Annotated in this window: 11 protein-coding genes; 6 read left to right on the forward strand and 5 right to left on the reverse strand. The window is 55.0% G+C overall.

All coding sequences use genetic code 11. From position 1 onward, the window contains the following. Positions 1-60 precede the first annotated feature (60 nt). On the forward strand, positions 61-3,702 hold the full coding sequence (locus CMO10_RS09425) for a hydantoinase B/oxoprolinase family protein (protein WP_297021135.1): 3,642 nt from the start codon (positions 61-63) through the stop codon (positions 3,700-3,702). 314 nt (positions 3,703-4,016) lie between these two features. Beyond that, positions 4,017-5,693, forward strand: a complete 1,677-nt coding sequence (locus CMO10_RS09430) for an FMN-binding glutamate synthase family protein (RefSeq protein ID WP_297021139.1) — start codon at positions 4,017-4,019, stop codon at positions 5,691-5,693. A 63-nt stretch (positions 5,694-5,756) separates the two neighbouring features. Here the strand turns inward: CMO10_RS09430 and CMO10_RS09435 are convergent, their stop codons facing one another. Next, on the reverse strand, positions 5,757-6,014 hold the full coding sequence (locus CMO10_RS09435) for a YjhX family toxin (protein ID WP_297021142.1): 258 nt from the start codon (positions 6,012-6,014) through the stop codon (positions 5,757-5,759). 636 nt (positions 6,015-6,650) lie between these two features. Between CMO10_RS09435 and CMO10_RS09440 the strand changes: the two genes are divergently transcribed. After that, entirely contained in the window at positions 6,651-7,139 is a 489-nt protein-coding gene (locus tag CMO10_RS09440) for a hypothetical protein (protein ID WP_297021145.1), read from the forward strand. A gap of 241 nt (positions 7,140-7,380) precedes the next feature. On the opposite strand, the gene CMO10_RS09445 is transcribed toward CMO10_RS09440, so the two are convergent. Next, a complete protein-coding gene (locus CMO10_RS09445) occupies positions 7,381-7,857 on the reverse strand; it encodes a GNAT family N-acetyltransferase (protein ID WP_297021147.1) in 477 nt (158 codons plus the stop codon). A gap of 154 nt (positions 7,858-8,011) precedes the next feature. Beyond that, the gene (locus CMO10_RS09450) at positions 8,012-9,013 is read right to left on the reverse strand and encodes a sensor domain-containing diguanylate cyclase (RefSeq protein ID WP_297021150.1); all 1,002 of its coding nucleotides are present in this window, start codon (positions 9,011-9,013) and stop codon (positions 8,012-8,014) included. A gap of 285 nt (positions 9,014-9,298) precedes the next feature. Between CMO10_RS09450 and CMO10_RS09455 the strand changes: the two genes are divergently transcribed. Next, positions 9,299-10,006, forward strand: a complete 708-nt coding sequence (locus tag CMO10_RS09455) for a TIGR00266 family protein (protein WP_297021153.1) — start codon at positions 9,299-9,301, stop codon at positions 10,004-10,006. 252 nt (positions 10,007-10,258) lie between these two features. Beyond that, a complete protein-coding gene (locus CMO10_RS09460; RefSeq protein ID WP_044828022.1) occupies positions 10,259-11,662 on the forward strand; it encodes an FAD-binding oxidoreductase in 1,404 nt (467 codons plus the stop codon). 66 nt (positions 11,663-11,728) lie between these two features. On the opposite strand, the gene CMO10_RS09465 is transcribed toward CMO10_RS09460, so the two are convergent. Together CMO10_RS09465 and CMO10_RS09470 are read right to left on the reverse strand one after the other, a co-directional pair. Further along, entirely contained in the window at positions 11,729-12,817 is a 1,089-nt protein-coding gene (locus CMO10_RS09465; RefSeq protein WP_297021159.1) for a lipid A deacylase LpxR family protein, read from the reverse strand. A 272-nt stretch (positions 12,818-13,089) separates the two neighbouring features. Continuing rightward, complete coding sequence (locus CMO10_RS09470; RefSeq protein ID WP_297021162.1) at positions 13,090-13,926, reverse strand: DUF2189 domain-containing protein; 837 nt, start codon at positions 13,924-13,926, stop codon at positions 13,090-13,092. Between the two features lie 460 nt (positions 13,927-14,386). On the opposite strand from CMO10_RS09470, the gene CMO10_RS09475 reads away from it, so the two are divergent. Next, complete coding sequence (locus CMO10_RS09475; RefSeq protein ID WP_297021165.1) at positions 14,387-17,944, forward strand: AsmA family protein; 3,558 nt, start codon at positions 14,387-14,389, stop codon at positions 17,942-17,944. Positions 17,945-17,998: the final 54 nt, after the last annotated feature.

Here is a 17,998-nt window from a genome sequence, read left to right on the forward strand (position 1 = left end):
GACTGAACTGACTTAAATATTCGAATTTTCTGACTACAGATGCCTTAAGGAGTGCGCATCATGGCACCGCTCGACCAAAATTCGCCCACCTCGCAGACGACCGGACAGCCGAAATGGCAGTTCTGGATTGATCGCGGCGGCACCTTTACCGATATCGTTGCCCGCAAGCCCAATGGCACGCTTGTCACCCACAAGCTGCTTTCGGAAAACCCCGAACGCTACAAGGACGCCGCCATTCAGGGCATCCGCGAGTTGCTTGAGGTTGCCGAGGGTGAAAAAATCCCGGCAGAAAAGATCGAAGCCGTCAAGATGGGCACCACGGTTGCGACCAACGCCCTGCTGGAGCGTAAGGGTGACCGCACCGTTCTGGTCACCACCAAGGGCTTCCGCGACGCGCTGCGTCTGGCCTATCAGAACCGCCCGCGTCTGTTTGATCGCAACATCATTCTGCCCGAAACGCTTTATGAAACCGTGATCGAGACTGCGGGCCGCTTTAACGCGCAGGGTCACGAGCTTGAAGGCATGGACCTTGATGCGCTGCGTGCTGATCTGCAGAAAGTTTATGACAGCGGCATTCGTGCCTGTGCCATCGTCTTCATGCATGGTTATCGCTATACCGCCCATGAACTGGCGGCCGAAAAGGTTGCCCGTGACATCGGCTTTACCCAGGTTTCGACCAGTCACCAGGTCAGCCCGCTGATGAAGCTGGTATCGCGCGGCGATACCACCGTGGTTGATGCCTACCTGTCGCCGATCCTGCGTCGTTATGTCGAACAGGTCGCCGGTGAGTTGGGTGGCGTAAAGCTGATGTTCATGCAGTCCAACGGTGGTCTGACCGATGCGGCCAAGTTCCAGGGCAAGGACGCAATCCTGTCCGGTCCGGCTGGTGGCGTGGTCGGCATGGTCCGTACTGCAGAAATGGATGGCTATAAGCAGGTCATCGGTTTCGACATGGGCGGTACTTCGACCGACGTTTCGCATTATGACGGCGAATACGAACGCGATTTCGAAACCCAGGTTGCCGGTGTGCGCATGCGTGCGCCGATGATGAAAATCCACACGGTCGCCGCCGGTGGCGGGTCGATCCTGCACTTTGACGGCGCGCGTTTCCGCGTTGGCCCGGACAGTGCCGGCGCAAACCCAGGCCCGGCGGCCTATCGCCGTGGTGGTCCGCTTGCCGTTACCGACATCAACGTCATGCTGGGCAAGGTCCAGCCGGACTTCTTCCCGAATGTCTTTGGCCCCGAAGGTGACGAGCCGCTTAATGCCGAAGCCGTCCGCAAGGGCTTCGAGGAAATGGCGGCCGATATCGAAAAGAACACCGGCCAGATCCGCACCCCCGAAGAAGTCGCAGAAGGCTTCCTGCGTATTGCTGTTGAAAACATGGCAAACGCGATCAAACAGATCTCGGTGCAGCGCGGCTATGACGTCAGCGACTATATCCTGCAGTGCTTCGGTGGTGCCGGTGGTCAGCATGCCTGTCAGGTGGCTGATACCCTTGGCATGACCAAGGTCTTTGTTCATCCGTTCGCGGGCGTTCTGTCGGCCTATGGTATGGGCCTTGCCGATATCCGCGCCATGCGTGAACAGGCCGTCGAAGGTCAACTGGCAGCCGAAGGACTTGCCGATCTTGATAAGCAGCTTGATGCGTTGGCAGTTGATGCCCTGGCTGAGCTGAAAGAGCAGGGCATTTCTGATGACAAGATCAGCCTGCTGAAACGCCTGCATCTGCGGTATGACGGTACCGACACCCCGCTGATCGTTGATTTCGGCGATGTCGATGCCATCAAGGCCCAGTTCGAAGAGCAGCACAAACAGCGCTACGGCTTTGTCATGAGCGAGAAGCCGCTGGTCGTCGAGGCCGTCGCGGTCGAAGCCATTGGCGAAACCCAGAGCCTGCCGTCAGCGATGGCAGAACTGGGTGGCGCGGAAGTCATGCTCAAGCCGCTGGCGACCCGTCCGGTCGTGTTCGATGGCAAAACCGAGCAAACCCCGTTCTACAAACGTGAAAACCTCAAACCGGGTGCGACCGTCCGTGGTCCGGCCGTTATCGTGGAACCTGTCGGCACCACCGTGATCGATCCGGGTTGGGAAGCCAAGGTCAACGGCCTTGATCATCTGATCCTGAACCGTGTTGTGCCGATGAAACGGACCGAGGCCATCGGGACCCAGGCCGATCCGGTGATGCTTGAAGTGTTCAACAACCTGTTCATGAACATTGCCGAGCAGATGGGTGTCACCCTTGCCAACACGTCCTACTCGGTCAACATCAAGGAACGTCTGGACTTCTCCTGTGCGGTGTTTGATCAGGAAGGTCTTCTGATCGCCAACGCCCCGCATATGCCTGTCCACCTTGGTTCGATGGGTGAGTCTGTTCAGGCCGTGATCAATAATAACGCCGGGAAAATGAAACCGGGCGATGTTTATATGCTCAATGACCCGTATAACGGCGGCACCCACCTGCCCGACATCACCCTGATCACGCCGGTATTTGGCGATGATGGCAAGGAAGTGCTGTTCTATGTCGCATCGCGTGGTCACCATGCTGATGTTGGCGGCATCACCCCGGGCTCCATGGCGCCAAACTCGCGCGTTCTTGAAGAAGAAGGCGTTCTGATCAACAACTTCAAACTGGTTGATCAGGGGGCGTTTGATGAAAAAGGTCTGACCGATCTTCTGGAAGGGGCAAAATACCCGGCACGTAACCCTTATCAGAACATCGCCGATCTGCGCGCACAGATCGCGGCCAATGAAAAGGGTGTGCAGGAACTGCGCAAGATGGTCGATCACTTTGGCCTTGATGTGGTGCATGCCTATATGCAGCACGTTCAGGACAACGCCGAAGAAAGCGTGCGTCGTGTCATCGACGTGCTGAAAGACGGTGAATACGCCTACGAGATGGACAATGGTGCGGTCGTCCGCGTCAAGGTCACCATCGACAAGGCAACCCGTTCGGCAACGGTCGATTTCACCGGCACGTCCGATCAGCTTGATAACAACTTCAACGCGCCTTCTGCGGTGACCCGTGCGGCTGTACTGTATGTCTTCAGAACGCTTGTTGATGATGACATTCCGCTTAATGCCGGGTGCCTGAAGCCGGTCAACCTGATCGTGCCCGAAGGATCGATGCTTAACCCGCGTTATCCGGCCGCCGTTGTTGCCGGTAACGTCGAAACCAGCATGCATGTCACCGATACGCTTTATGCCGCCCTTGGTGTGCTTTCGGGTGGTCAGGGCACGATGAACAACTTCACCTGGGGCAATGATACGCACCAGTATTACGAAACCATCTGTGGCGGTACCGGTGCCGGTCCCGACTTTGATGGTACGGCAGCTGTTCATTCGCATATGACCAACTCGCGCCTGACCGATCCGGAAGTTCTTGAATGGCGCTTCCCGGTCCTGCTTGAAAGCTTCGAAATCCGCAAGGGTTCCGGTGGTGCGGGCAAGCACAAGGGCGGCGATGGTGCGATCCGTCGTGTCCGCTTCCTTGAAGACATGACCGCATCGATCCTGTCCAACCACCGTCGCGTGCCGGTTCAGGCATGCCAGGGTGGGGAACCCGGGCAGCTTGGTCGCAATGCCATCGAACGGATCGACGGCACGGTGATCGAGCTCAAGGGCACCGACGGTGCGGAAATGCATCCGGGCGATGTCTTTGTCATCGAAACCCCGGGCGGTGGCGGTTACGGCAAGGCCTGACCGCCCACCCAACCAGATGTCCCGGGCCGGGAATGTGTTCCCCCCCCCCTTAAACACCTGATGTTTCCGGTCCCCAAAGCCGCCTTGCTCCCTGTTGCAAGGCGGCTTTTTCTTGATGTTCGAAAGATCGTCCCTACATGCAATTCACGTGGGGATTCATTAAAAATCAACGACATTGCCATTGAGGCCCGTGGTCAAATCAACGATGATCATGGATGTTGCTGCTATCTTGGATGCGAAATACCAGATGCCTGCCCGCACAGGCGGTATTTCGGGGGATCAGATCGGCCTGAACAGGACAGGAAGAGAGCACCGTGAAATTCTTCATATTGAACCAGCGCTATTTCGTGATCGCGAGTGTTGTGGTTTTGGCTTTGGCCTCAGGGGTCCTTGCGCTGGCGATGGATAGCTGGTTCTGGGTGCCGGCCGCCATTTTCGGTGTGCTGGTGCTGGTTGGGTTGCATGACCTTTATCAAAACAAGCACTCGATCCTACGCAACTATCCGATCAGTGCGCATATCCGCTTCATCCTCGAAAGCTTCCGTCCGGAAATACGCCAATACCTGCTTGAAAGCGATCAGGACGAAATTCCGTTTAGCCGTCAGGCACGCGGTCTTGTCTATCAGCGCGCCAAGGGTGTCGAAGACAAACGCCCGTTCGGCACGATCGAGGAAGTTTATAAATCGGGCTATTCTTGGATCACCCATTCCGTCGCGCCCAAGCACATTACGGATACCGATTTCCGGGTGCGTGTTGGCGGCCCGCATTGCAAGCAGCCCTATGATTGTAGCCTCTATAACATCTCGGCCATGAGCTTCGGCGCGCTTTCGGGCAACGCCATCCTGGCGCTCAACAAGGGTGCGAAGAAGGGTGGCTTTGCGCACGATACCGGCGAAGGCAGCATTTCACGCTATCACCGCGAAGGTGGCGGGGATCTGATTTATCAGGTGGCGTCGGGCTATTTCGGTGCGCGCAACGAAGATGGCAGTTTTTCCGAGGAAAAATTTGCCGTAACTGCGGCCGACCCGCAGGTCAAAATGATCGAGGTGAAGCTGAGCCAAGGCGCAAAACCGGGCCATGGCGGCATGTTGCCATCGGCCAAGATTACCCCGGAAATCGCCGAGGCGCGTGGCATCCCGATGGGGCAGGATTGTGTGTCGCCTGCAGCGCACAGCGTCTTTAATACGCCAATTGGCCTGATGGAATTCATCGGTCGCTTGCGCGATCTTTCCGGTGGCAAACCGGTCGGGTTCAAGCTGTGTATTGGCCACCGTCGCGAATTCATGTCGATCATCAAGGCGATGCTCAAAACCGGCATCACCCCGGACTTCATCGTGGTCGATGGCAAGGAAGGTGGCACTGGTGCGGCCCCGGTCGAATTTGCCAACCGCGTCGGCATGCCGATGCAGGAAGGCCTGACCTTTGTCCACAACGCGCTGCGTGGTGCTGGCATCCGCGATCAGATCAAGATTGGTGCAGCGGGCAAGATCGTGTCGGCCTTTGATATCGCGCGTACGCTGGCGCTTGGGGCTGATTGGTGTAATGCCGCGCGTGGCTTCATGTTTGCGCTGGGCTGCATTCAAGCCCAAAGCTGTCATACCAACTGCTGCCCGGTCGGCATCGCGACACAGGACAAAATCCGCCAGCGCGCCCTTGATCCGGGCGACAAGAGCGAACGTGTCGCGCGCTTCCACAAAAACACCATGCATGCATTGGCGGAAATCACCGGGGCGGCCGGTTTGACCGACCCGCGCAATTTCATGCCCTATCACTTCATGGTGCGTCAGAAAGACAACGAATTTGTCGATGGCAACGAAGCCTATCCGTATCTGCCCGAAGGCTTCCTGTTGCAAGATACCGAACTTCCGGAACTCCACGAATGGCATTCCCGCTGGGGCCGCGCCTCTGCCGAAACCTTCGATCCCAAGGAAATTCCTACTGGACCCTATAAACGGGCACAGGCGATTGCGGGTGAGAAGGCTGCGCAATAGTACCAGACGCGAATTCGGTTAAAACGGACAAAGCCCGGCTGCCAAAGCAGCCGGGCTTTGCTGTTAGCGTTGACATAGTTCTGCGCGAACTGCCAGGAGCCCGTCACGGGTGATGCGATAGGGGGCACCCCCTTGTGAGCGGATCAGGCGGCGTTTGCGCAATTTCTTGAAGACATCAAGCGTACATGAGGTCAGAAACCATCCGTCGCGTGTAATGCAATCTGCTTCGAGAACATGGTTTTTGTCGTCCTTGATCACTTTGATCAGGCCGCCTTGAGCGAGTGCATGAAGCACGCGCTGTTCATTTTTTGAAATATTCATCGGTCAAAGTCCGAAAACCAGTTGGTAAAACGGTTTCCGATCGGGACGGGCACAACAGTACCGGTCACGCGCACCCGGTTTTAAGGTCGGGCAGGCGGTCCGATCTGCTGATCAGCGGTCTTGCGTTGAAAGGCTCAAGGCTGTCAAACCGCGATCAGCGGCTGTGCCGGGACTCTGACATAAAATCTCCGATTAAGGTTCGGACGCAAAGTTGTCCGATTGCGCGCATTTGTCAAGCTGCGCGCCAATTTTGTTGTCCGTGATCTATTCCGCAAACATGTCGGTACCCTTGAGCACAAATAACCAAACGCCGACTTTGTTGTTTTGTTGCAACAGCTTCACTAGTTGCGCGTCGAATTTCGTCATTCTGTTGCGAAGTTTTTTGTACCCACGACAAATATCGCGGGATAACGGAAGATCCTGAACATAAAAAAACTAGGCGCCGCGAGACTGCTCAACCTCATCTGCCAAGTTTTTTAATCGTGCCAATTAGTCACGTCAGCTCGATACTCACAAAAATGAAAAACTAAACCTCTGTGATATTGATCACAGTAACACGCTGTGTTTGTACTCATTGTTTCGGGTGATTAGCCTCATTGCGCAATTTGTCCATTGATCACAGAAAGTTAAGACAAAATGGTTAGAAATAATTTCCATGACACTTCATTTTTGTTGTTGGTAACGGCTGTTTTAGTGCCCCTTGTGCTGTCTGGATGTGCAACCCATGCTCCTCGCCTTGATGAGACTAAGGGGCCAATTGCCAAAGTAGTTTCAACGCCCGTCACAGTGTTTTGGCAGGGGTCGGAGACTCGCCCTCATTCACTGGCAGCATTGTCATTCGATTTTGAGTGCTATGATAGCGTGGAAAACCTAACTTTGACGCAGCAAGAGAGAGCAGACTCATCCACTGACTATGCCGATGTTATAAAATACAAAGCGGTGAGGTTCTGGATAAACCAATATGAGAAGAATCGCTGGAAGAAACAAATCAACATGAAGAGTGTCGATGAGTATGGTTGTCGCGCTCGGAGTGTAAATTTTGTTCCCCTGACCGAAGAGCAATCCGTAGTGGGGGCTTTTCTTGTTCAGAATCCGGAAACATTTATTGAGGCTAAAAGCTGGTAATTCAAACCTGACACTGTGAAAAAGTAGAACGCAGAAGCCGTGAGTTTATATACGGATACGTTTGGTTAAGGCGTTTATTCTTCCGGTACTTTTCTCAGTCCATGACTGAAATCATTTCTGAGATGGTTTCATCAAGTGTTTGGAAAACGACTGAGCCCTCGAAATTGATTTTCGGGGGCTTTCGTAATTGGGACTTAACGGCTGAGAGCTCGATCTTGTCATGAACGGCTGCGCTTGTTTGTCAAGCTGCGCGCTGCATTTCGACCATGGGAACCTTGTGGTCATTGACCGGGCCGGTCACCATAAAGCCGAATTTGCGATAGAACGCCTTGGCACGTTCATTGGTCACCGGAACGGTCAGGCGGACATTGCTGCGCACGCCGATTTCGGCCAGGACATCAAGGGCGGCAATCATCAATGCCTTGCCCGCACCGCTGCCTTGTGCCGTTGGATCAACAACGATCCAGCGGATTTCAGGTGCATCGTGAATGGCAACGACATAGCCCAGAAGAACGTCGTCGCGTGCGGCGACATACACAGAATGATTGTCAGATTCTATGCCCGCAACAAATGCGTCAATGGCTGCTTCCGTTAGGCTATGAACGAAGGTGCTGGTTGCTTCGTCGAGTTCCTCGACAAGACAGCAGGCCTCTGTTGCGCGCTCAGAAATCGCACGCACGTTTGGCAAATCGTTTGCAGTTCCTTTGCGTATCTGCATGTTTTGCACTCTAAGTCATTGTTCTTTTGGGCGGACCCTTTGGGATCAGTTTTACCCAAAAAGAATACCGGGAGGTTAATGCCACAGTGCTCGCCACAGCGGGGATGACATTTCGGTTATGACTTGAAACGGTTTGGGATTAGCCGGCGCGGGGTTACTTGCGGCGGCTTTTCTTGTCGCGATACATCTCAAGATCGGCAATCGCCATCATGTCCTCAAGGCTCTTATCAAGCGGATCGAAGAAGACCGACGCACCGGAACTGATTTTTGGCGTCTCGCGGATCGGCGACTTTGAGGTCGGGACCGTCAGTTTGGCGTGATCAAGGGCGTTGCGTACCCGGGTAATGATCGTCGTCAGATCACCGCGATTGCGCACATAGCCCAGAACCGCAAATTCATCGCCGCCAATACGGCCGCAAATATCAACCTCGCGGATGCTGTCGGTGATGGCCTTGGCGACGGCACGAAGGGCTGCGTCACCAGCGGCATGGCCGTAATCATCGTTCCAGTGTTTCATGTCATCAAGATCGATAAAGATGATCCCGATATTGTGGTGATAGCGTTTGGCGATGCGGATCTTTTGCTGGGCAAGCAGTTCAAACCCTGCGCGGTTGCTCATGCCGGTCAGCGGATCGGTCATCGACAGGTTGCGCATGATTTCATACTGCTCATACAGGCGCAGATCGGCTTCGATCAGGTCGCGAAAAACCTCCATCAATTCCTGAAGGGTGTTTTCATATGCCGTTGCTTTGGTATCGAAAACGCAAAGCGTTCCGAAAACAACGCCGTTCGGCCACATAAGCGGCACCCCGAAATAGGAAATATAGCCTTCTTCGACCACTTCGGGGTTATCGGCCCATTCGGGCTTGTTGCTGGCATCGGGTTCGTAAAAGGCGGATTTGGCCCCAACGACGCGACGGCAATAAAGATTGGCATCAAGCGATTGCGGCTTGCCCGAAACCTTGGGAGACGGGTTTTCCGGATTCTTGCTTGTCAGGGCTGCGAGAAAACCCAGCTTTTCGTTGTATTCAACAACGTAACCGGCCGTCGCACCAAGAAGCTTCGTCATCAGGTCGACAACGCGTTGCCACTTGTCCAGTGAAGCCATCATGACTTCTTCCTGGGTGATCCAGTCGACCTTTTTAAGCAAGACCATCGTGCGCGCCTTTACCCCATGCCGATCAATCTGCCTGATCAGCTCAAATTACATTATAGCACAGTACTATAAGGAAGTATAAGAAACCTCTTAACAAAATGCTTTCGCTTCAACATCTTGAGGGTGGTTTTTTGATCCCTTGTATAGATCCGGGAAATGGAAAGTCGATGAGCTGATCTTTGGCGGAGCTGTCGTGTTTTTGCCCCTTTTTCTTGCGATTGAAACCCACAGGTTCCAAACTTGTGCGCAAGACGAAATCCAAACAGATAAACAGGAGACGCCCACATGGCAGACGTGATCGACTATACGATCCATGGCGAAGAGATGCAGCTGGTTGAAATCGAACTCGATCCCGGCGAAGGGGTTCGGGCCGAGGCCGGGGCCATGATGTATATGGGCGATGGCATTGCCATGCAGACCGGCACGGGTGGTGGCCTGTTTTCCGGCTTCAAGCGTATGCTGACTGGCGAGGGCTTCTTTATCACAAGCTTTGTCCATGAAGGATCGGGCAAGGGACATGTCGCCTTTGCCGCACCCTATCCGGGCAAGGTGGTGCCGCTTAATCTGGCGGAACATGGTGGCGAGATTATCTGTCAGAAGGACGCGTTTTTGTGTGCGGCAGCTGGCATTGATATCGACATCGCCTTTTCCAAGAAACTCGGTGCGGGCCTGTTTGGCGGTGAAGGTTTCATTCTGCAGCGCCTGAGTGGTGATGGCATGGCCTTCATGCATGCTGGCGGCACGATCATCCGCAAGGATTTGCAGGCGGGCGAAACGCTTCGGGTTGATACCGGGGCATTGGTGGCCATGACCCCGTCGATTGATTATTCCATCAAGTTTGTCGGCGGCTTTACCAACGCGCTGTTTGGTGGCGAGGGGCTTTTTGTCACGACCCTTGAAGGGCCGGGGACGGTATGGTTGCAAAGCTTGCCATTCTCGCGTCTGGCGGATCGCATTGCCGCCGCCCTGCCGCAGGACCGTAACAAGGGCTAGGCGCTGCGTTGCATTGAGGCGACCGTAAATGGCGGGGATAGTGTGGTTTCGCAAAGCATGCGCTATCCCCATATCCCTTGCAGAGCTGCGTCGTGATAATTTTTTGCCGGTTTTGGGTAAAAGGTAATCCCAATTTCGGGCATCACGGCGTAGGGTGTCTGCCAAATTTCAGTCCGCTGCTGTCTTCCCCACGGTATCAAGGCAACCCGGACAAACGCCATCAGGACCACACAGGCCGAAAGAGTAAACATCATGTCAGTTCGTGAGTATGAACGTATCGAAACCCCGGAAAGTCTGATCAGCGCGCTTCGCGAGATGCTTGGCGATCGTCTTTCGACTTCCGCATCCGTGCTTGAACAGCATGGCAAGGATGAAAGCTGGCATGAAGCATCCCCGCCCGATGCGGTTGTGTTTGCAAACTCGACCGAGGAAGTGGCAGAGGTGGTCAAGCTTTGCGCCGCCCACGATGTGCCGATCGTGCCGTTTGGTACGGGTTCCTCGCTTGAAGGTCACGTTGCGGCACTTCGCGGCGGTATCTGCATCGATGTGTCGCAGATGAACCAGATCCTTGAGGTCAATAACGAGGATCTTGATTGCCGTGTTCAGGCCGGTGTGACCCGCGAACAGCTGAATGATCATCTGCGTGATACCGGCTTGTTCTTCCCGATTGATCCGGGTGCCAATGCCTCGATCGGGGGCATGACCGCGACCCGGGCATCGGGCACCAACGCGGTGCGGTATGGCACCATGCGTGAAAACGTCCTGAGCCTGACGGTTGTCACCCCGGATGGCAAAATCATCAAGACCGCCAACCGCGCGCGCAAATCATCGGCGGGCTATGACCTGACCCGGTTGTTTGTCGGCTCCGAAGGGACGCTGGGTGTTATTACCGAAATCGGCCTCAAACTTTATGGTATCCCCGAAGCAATGTCGGCGGCTGTCTGTGCCTTCCCGACGGTTGAAGATGCGGTTAATACCGTCATCCTGACCATTCAGGCCGGCATTCCGGTCGCACGTATCGAGTTCTTGGATCCGCTGCAGGTCCGTGCGGTGAATAACTATTCCAAGCTCGACCACAAAGAAGCACCGACCCTGTTCTTTGAGTTCCATGGCACCGAAGCCGGGGTCAAGGAACAGGCAGAATTCGTGCAATCGGTTGCCGAGGAATTTGGCGCCGAGGAATTCCAGTGGGCCACCCGTCAGGAAGATCGCAACAAGCTTTGGGCAGCACGCCACAAGGCCTATTACGCCTCGCTTCAGCTTGAACCGGGCAAGGCCGGTATGCCGACCGATGTCTGTGTGCCGATTTCAAAACTGGCCGAGGCGATTTCGGAAACCCGTGCTGATTGCGATGCCAGCCCGCTGACCTGCACGATCATTGGTCATGTTGGCGATGGCAACTTCCACACCCTGATCCTGCTGGATCCCGAAGACCCGGCCCAGATGGAAGAAGCCAACCGTTTGCATCGTCGCATGGTCGAACGCGCACTCAAGCTTGGGGGTACCTGCACAGGCGAACATGGCATTGGTTATGGCAAGCTTGATTTCATGGTGACCGAGCATGGCGAAGACACCATCGCTGTCATGCGCGCGATCAAAACTGCCCTTGATCCCAAAGGTCTGATGAATCCCGGCAAGCTGATCCCGGGACTTTGATATCATCAGACCAATAGGTCTATCACATTGAAAACGGGGCCATTTGGCCCCGTTTTTGTTTTTCACTCAGAAGCGGAAGGAAAGCGATAGCGACCCGAACTGATCGGCCCCGCTTTGGGCGGTGAATTCCGGGGTGCGATAGACATGGGTGTAGGTCAGGCGTGCCTGACCAATAATCACCGCCAGACCGATCTGCAGATCACCAACCAATGGCTCCTTGTCGACCGAGTTGCTGTCGGCAAAGGTATTGCCATCAAGGGTGATGTCGCGCGCAACGTAGCGCCCGGCAAATCCGGCAAAGATATAGCCGCTCAGCGGGAAGCCTTCGGTATCGGGGACGAAGAAATCCGATCCCGGCAGGCTGGGGCGGATACGCGGTGGGCCGTAATCGGCCGGCAGGTCAAAGCCCATACGGAACATCGTGCCGAGCTCCGCATTGGTAAAGGCATTACCAAGTGTCACTGCGCCGTGCGGCGTGGCATCGAACTCGACCCCCAGAAGATCGGCTTCAAACCAGCCACGATATTTCCTTTCATAGGTCAGGCCAATGATCGGTTCGTTTTTGATCTGATTGTCCCAGCCTTCGGGATGCGGGCTGTTGATCTGCTTATGAACAAAGGACTGCGTTTCATCGGCAAGCGATGCCGGACCGACCACGCCAAGGGTCAGCTCCAGCGTATCAATGCGCGAATAGTTGCTGTCCGATCCCTTTTTCTGAAGACCGGTATCGGACAAAAGTCCCGCTGTACCATACAGCATCCCGGCCCACGGGCGGTCATCGGGCTGATTTTCCGCAATCGTGATGTCATCGGGGGTGAACATGGTCTGGCCCAGCGAGTAGCTGGTGCGAATGCGGCCTTCGGAGGCAAAGAACGGAACCTGTTTGGCAACGTTCAGAAAGCTTGCCGGGGCTGAATCTTCGGGCGAAATGAAGGCAAGGCGCACACCGTTGGTGTAGTGCTGATCGCTGTTGGTGGGCGTGAACAGATCGTTTTCAACCGACAGCGACACTCCCCACTTGTCATCCGGGGTGCGGGTCGATTGCGGTCCATCGGCCGTGTTGGTTTGCGCCATGGCCCCTTGCGTGCCCGCAAACAGGGCAAACAGGGAGGCTGAGACAGCGATAACACGACGAGACGCGCGGACGTTGAGCATGATCAAATGAACTCGTGAAAGCAGTTGGTTACCAGATAGCGATCTGTTGCCGACTGATCTTGGACAATTTATGGCAAGCATGCCAGTGAAGTTTGCGGGGTCGTGAACGATGTCTCACCGCATCTACACGGATTGATCGCCACAAAGCTTAAACCGCCAAGGGCGGGTTTTGTTCCCGCGCGCTGAATCATTCTTTTTAATTTGTTAGGCCAACGAAAAACGCCGCCCCTGAATCAAGGGCGGCGTTTGTAAAATAGATTGCTGGGAAAGGCTCAGGGAACCTGACGGCGCAGGCGGGCAACGTCGGCCTGACTTTCATCAATAATCCCGCGATAGGCATGCCAGCTTGAAAAGCCCAGAAGCGGCATCGTAATCGCCAGTCCGAACATGAAGACAACCATGCCGCAGGCTGACAGGATGGCAATAACGGCACCCCAGCCAACCAGAACCTTCCAGTTTTTGCGAAACGCCGAAACACTGATGATGATCGCAGTAATGAGGTCGACATCGCGATCCACCAGAAGCGGGATCGAGACGACCGAAACCGCAAATGCAATAACGGCCAGAACACCACCAAGAAGGCCGCCGGTGATCAGGAAGGTGATCGCATCGCGCGAGAAAAATGTCTGCCAAATCAGCACATCAAGAGATGGCATGGTGCCGTTATAAAACAGGGCAAAAAGCAGCATCGCAATGCGGGTCCAAGCCAGGAAGAACAGCATCAGCAGAACGCCAATCGCACCGATCTGACCGGGATTGCGACGGAAGCCATTCAGACTGTGCCAAAGGGTAACGTTTTCCCCCATCTCAAGGCGGCGACTGGTTTCATAAAGACCAACCGCAACCAACGGGGCCAGCAACATAAAACCAGCAGCAAGCGGCAATGTCAGATAGAGCTGTCCGGATTGAAAAATACTAAGCACAATCAGCCAGCCGGCAATGGTACATAGGGCGCCATAGGTCAGGCCGATGGCGGGGGTACGTTTGAAATCGCGCCAACCGGCTTGCAGCCAAGCACCCGATTGATCGGTGGTGATGGTCCGAATGGCGATTCCATGCTGACCGGGTTCGACCGCTTTTTCTGGCGTTTCGATTGTTGTATCGGTCATTTTAATCCTCCCTGTCGCGATTGCGTACAACGATCATCCGGTTGGAATGAAAGTCAGGATTGAATTTTTTGTTTTATAAAATGTATCATTTTGAAAGCCGATTTCCACCATCCAATTGATTTTAAACTACGTATTTCGCCGATTGGTAAATTCGCAAATGGCGTTAAAGGTTTTCTTTCCGTGGATTCCGGTTTTGTTTTTAATCCTTCAAAATAACGTAATATCAAGGTGATGCTTGATCAGGGGGCTGTGCTGACACACATGAAGATGGTGCCTTCGGAACAAAGGGGCGCCGTTCGGGTTACACAGTGATTAAGCTTGCCCGAAATTAGCTATAATCTTTGGCCATTTTCTGTTGCGAGAGTCATCACGAGCCTTATGCTTTCGGACATGAAATCAAACCTTTGTGGGCTTCTGCCATATTCGGCGGATGACCTTGCGATCTAGCGGAGCCTGACTGTTGAAAAAAATCCTAGCCGCAATTGGCGCACTTCTCGTGGTTCTTGTTGCCGCGTTACTTATCATTCCGTCGCTGATCGACTGGAATGGCTACAAGGCACAGATCAGTCAGGCTGTGCGTGATGCCACCGGCCGCGAACTGAACCTTGCCGGTGATCTGTCGATGTCGCTGATCCCGTCGCCGTCACTGACTGCGACCGATGTCAGTCTGGGCAATGTGGCTGGCGCGCAGGACGCCAACATGGTCGAGATCGGCGAAGTCCGGGTATCGGTGGCCCTGATGCCGCTTCTGACCGGCAATGTGCAGGTGACCGAAGTCAGCCTGATCAATCCGGTGATTGCCATTGAAACCTTTGAAGATGGCAGCAATAACCTGGTGTTTGATCCCAACCAGGCAACGCGATCCGGCCCGGATGCCGGTATGATCACAACGCCGGGTGCGGGTAGCGAAACCGCGTCTACCCCGACCGAAGGTGGGGATGCTGCCGCTGAGAGTGGTGAAGAGGCCGGCAGTGATTTTGCCAGCACCATTCAGGTCGACCGTCTGGAAATCGAAAATGCGACCATCATCTATCGTGCGCCGGGCTCCGAAGAACGCATCGAGGGCCTGACCCTTGGTGTTTCCGCACAGACCCTGAATGGCCCGATCGAGGGTGAAGGTTATGTCTTCTATCGCGGTATTCCGCTGACCTTCGCGCTTAATGTTGGCGAGATCAGCCAGACGGCTCCGTTCCCGGTCAGCCTGAAGCTTGGCATTGATGAGGTTGATGGTGGTGTCACCGTCGCCGGTCGTGTCGACCTTTCATCCGAAAATCCCGGTTTTGATGGCGAAATTGATAGCGATTTTGACGACCTGCGCGAAGCCGCCCTTCGGATTGCCGGTGATCATGCCGATATCCCCGATATCGCGGCCAAGCCGCTTGATCTCGGCGGGCATATCACCGCCAATGCCAAATCTGTAACGCTGAATGACCTTTCGATCCGCTTTGGTGAAACCCGCGGGTCGGGCGCGATTGCCATTGATCAGGAACCGAGCCTCAGTGCTGATGTCGCGCTTCGCTTCAACCAGCTTGATCTGGATAGCATTCTGGTGCTGGCCGATATGGGCGATGCGGCGTCCTCACCTGCTGCAAGTGGTGCCGAGAGTGCATCTACTGCATCAAGCGATGCCGCAGGTGGTGCGCAATCCATTCCATCGCAAAGTTCGGTCAAGAAGAGCGGTGCGGCCAATGCACCGGCCATTCCGGCCGATCTAACCGCCTCGATCGATTTTGAAGTCGAAACCCTGATCTATAATCAAACACCGGTCCACAATGCGCGGATCAATGCGGCAATCGCCAACAGCAAGATGACGCTAAACGAAGTCTCTGCCGGTTTGCCGGGCGGGACGGACGTTGCCGTGTTCGGCAGCATTTCCGGTGAAACACCAACACCGAGTGCCGCACTGAGCTACGAAGTGGCTTCGGAAAACATTCGTGCGGTTATTCGCTGGCTGGGTGCGGATGTCGATGGCATTCGTGCGGATCGTCTGCGTCGTTTCTCGCTGACCGGCGGGATCAAGGGTACGAGTGAACAGCTTAATATTTCCGATCTTGATCTTCGGGTTGATGACACCGCCATCCGTGGTGCGGTTGTTGCCAATTTGAGTGGTTCGGGCCTGCCGGCCTTGGGTATTGGCCTCAAGCTTGATCGGATCAACCTTGATCAATATATCGCCGCCAGCCCGGATGCAGAGGTTTCTGTCTCCACGACCTCGGATGCAGGTTCTGCGTCTTCTGGTGATGGCGGAACGGCATCTTCGGGTAGTGGCACGGCGTCTGCCGCGAAGCCCGATATGGTCAAGGTCATCAAGGATGCGTTGGCCCCGCTTGAAGGGTTGGCGGCCAATTACCGACTGGCGGCTGATGAAATCATTTCATCGGGTGTCTCGGTACGTGGCATTTCAATTGATGGCAGTATCAGCGGCCCTGACATTACCCTGACCAACTTTGCCGTTGCCGATGCCGCTGGTCTTTCGGCCAGTGCAAAGGGTGTGTTTAACGGTTCGGCCAATGTTCCGGCATTCGATAACTTGTCGGTGCGTGTCACCGCCAAAACGCTTGAGCCGCTGGCGAAGCTTACCGGCATTACCCTGCCGGCCCCGGCCAGCAGCTATAAAAGTGTTCAGGCCAATCTTGGCCTGAATGGTCCGGTGACGGGGCCGACGGTTGCGGTTGATGTTTCCAACCCGCTTCTGCAGGTGGCGCTTGATGGTGTTGTCTCGGAAATGCTGGGCAGCAATCCGGGGATTAACGGCAAACTTGCCGTTCAGGCATCAAGCCTCAACCGTGCGCTGGAACTTCTGGCGCCGACTTATACGCCATCGGGCAACCTTGGCCGTCTGGCGGTGTCGGGCAATGTTCAGGGCAATGCGCAGAATGTCGCACTGGATGGCTTGAAGCTTATCCTTGGCGCGTTTGAAACGGCTGGTAACGTTCGTTTCGATGGTTCGCAGGCACAGCCCAAACTTTCTGTAGCCCTTTCGGGTGGCAAGCTTGTGGTTGATCCGTTCCTGCCGGCCGCAGAACGTGCAAGCCTTATGCCCGGTATCGGCAGTGGTCCGCGCAAGGCGGCATTCAATCTGCCGAAAACCACAAACGTTACCCGTGTTGATGCGCGCGACGGCACGCCGTGGGATGACAATGTGATTGATGTATCGGCGCTGCGTTCGATTGATGCCGATATCGCGATTGCATTGGATCAGCTGGACTTTGATACCTACAGCCTGATCAATCCGGACCTGAAAGCCAATCTGGTCAATGGTCTTCTGACCATTCCGTCCTTTACCGGGCTTTTGGGGCAGGGCGACCTTGCCATTAACGGCACCTTTGATGCCCGCAGTGCCGATGTTCCCAAACTGGCGCTTGCCGGGAAACTCGATGGTTCACGAATTGAAAGCCTGGCACCGATCCGGGTTGCAAACGATACCATCCTTGGCGGTGTTGGGCTTACCTTTGATGCCAATGCGCAGGGCAATACATCCCGCCGTCTGGTATCCGCACTTAACGGGACGGCCAATCTGGTTCTGAACAATGTGCGTTTTAGCAATGCCGATAAACGTTCGGCTGATCCGCGCTTGAATATCGAAGCCCTGCTGCGTCAGGGACCGCAAGCGATGGTGGTCGAAGGTGTCGGCAACAATGATCTGTTGCAGACGCTCGAAGCAGACATGACCATTACCAACGGTATTGCCAAAACCACGCGGGTTGAGGCGATCTCGCGGGTCGGGACGGCGGATGCGGATGCGACCCTTGATCTGCCGCGCTGGGTCATGGATACGCAGGCTGATTTCGATTTCTCCGAAAAGATCGAAGAACTGCCACCGTTTAGCGTCTATGCCAAAGGCAAGATCGACGATCCGGCCATTACCGGTCGCATGGACAAGGTTGCTGTGAAGGTTCTTGATAACCTGATCGACAAGGCGCTTGGCGGTGACGGATCTTCCGGATCTGGCGGTGGTTCTGCCGAGGATGCGGCAAAGGGGCTTCTGAAAGGACTGCTCAATCAGTTCGGTCGCTAAGGCGTCAAACCATTGCAAACTTGATAAAACGGCCCTGCTTCGCGGGGCCGTTTT

The organism is Thalassospira sp. (assembly GCF_002709775.1).
GTDB lineage: Bacteria > Pseudomonadota > Alphaproteobacteria > Rhodospirillales > Thalassospiraceae > Thalassospira.

Bases quoted from the DNA above. Each gene is read 5' to 3' on its own strand.
- CMO10_RS09425 (WP_297021135.1), top strand. From the start codon at position 61: ATGGCACCGCTCGACCAAAATTCGCCCACCTCGCAGACGACCGGACAG.
- CMO10_RS09435 (WP_297021142.1), bottom strand. From the start codon at position 6,014: ATGAATATTTCAAAAAATGAACAGCGCGTGCTTCATGCACTCGCTCAA.
- CMO10_RS09440 (WP_297021145.1), top strand. From the start codon at position 6,651: ATGGTTAGAAATAATTTCCATGACACTTCATTTTTGTTGTTGGTAACG.
- CMO10_RS09445 (WP_297021147.1), bottom strand. From the start codon at position 7,857: ATGCAGATACGCAAAGGAACTGCAAACGATTTGCCAAACGTGCGTGCG.
- CMO10_RS09450 (WP_297021150.1), bottom strand. From the start codon at position 9,013: ATGGTCTTGCTTAAAAAGGTCGACTGGATCACCCAGGAAGAAGTCATG.
- CMO10_RS09455 (WP_297021153.1), top strand. From the start codon at position 9,299: ATGGCAGACGTGATCGACTATACGATCCATGGCGAAGAGATGCAGCTG.
- CMO10_RS09460 (WP_044828022.1), top strand. From the start codon at position 10,259: ATGTCAGTTCGTGAGTATGAACGTATCGAAACCCCGGAAAGTCTGATC.
- CMO10_RS09465 (WP_297021159.1), bottom strand. From the start codon at position 12,817: ATGCTCAACGTCCGCGCGTCTCGTCGTGTTATCGCTGTCTCAGCCTCC.
- CMO10_RS09470 (WP_297021162.1), bottom strand. From the start codon at position 13,926: ATGACCGATACAACAATCGAAACGCCAGAAAAAGCGGTCGAACCCGGT.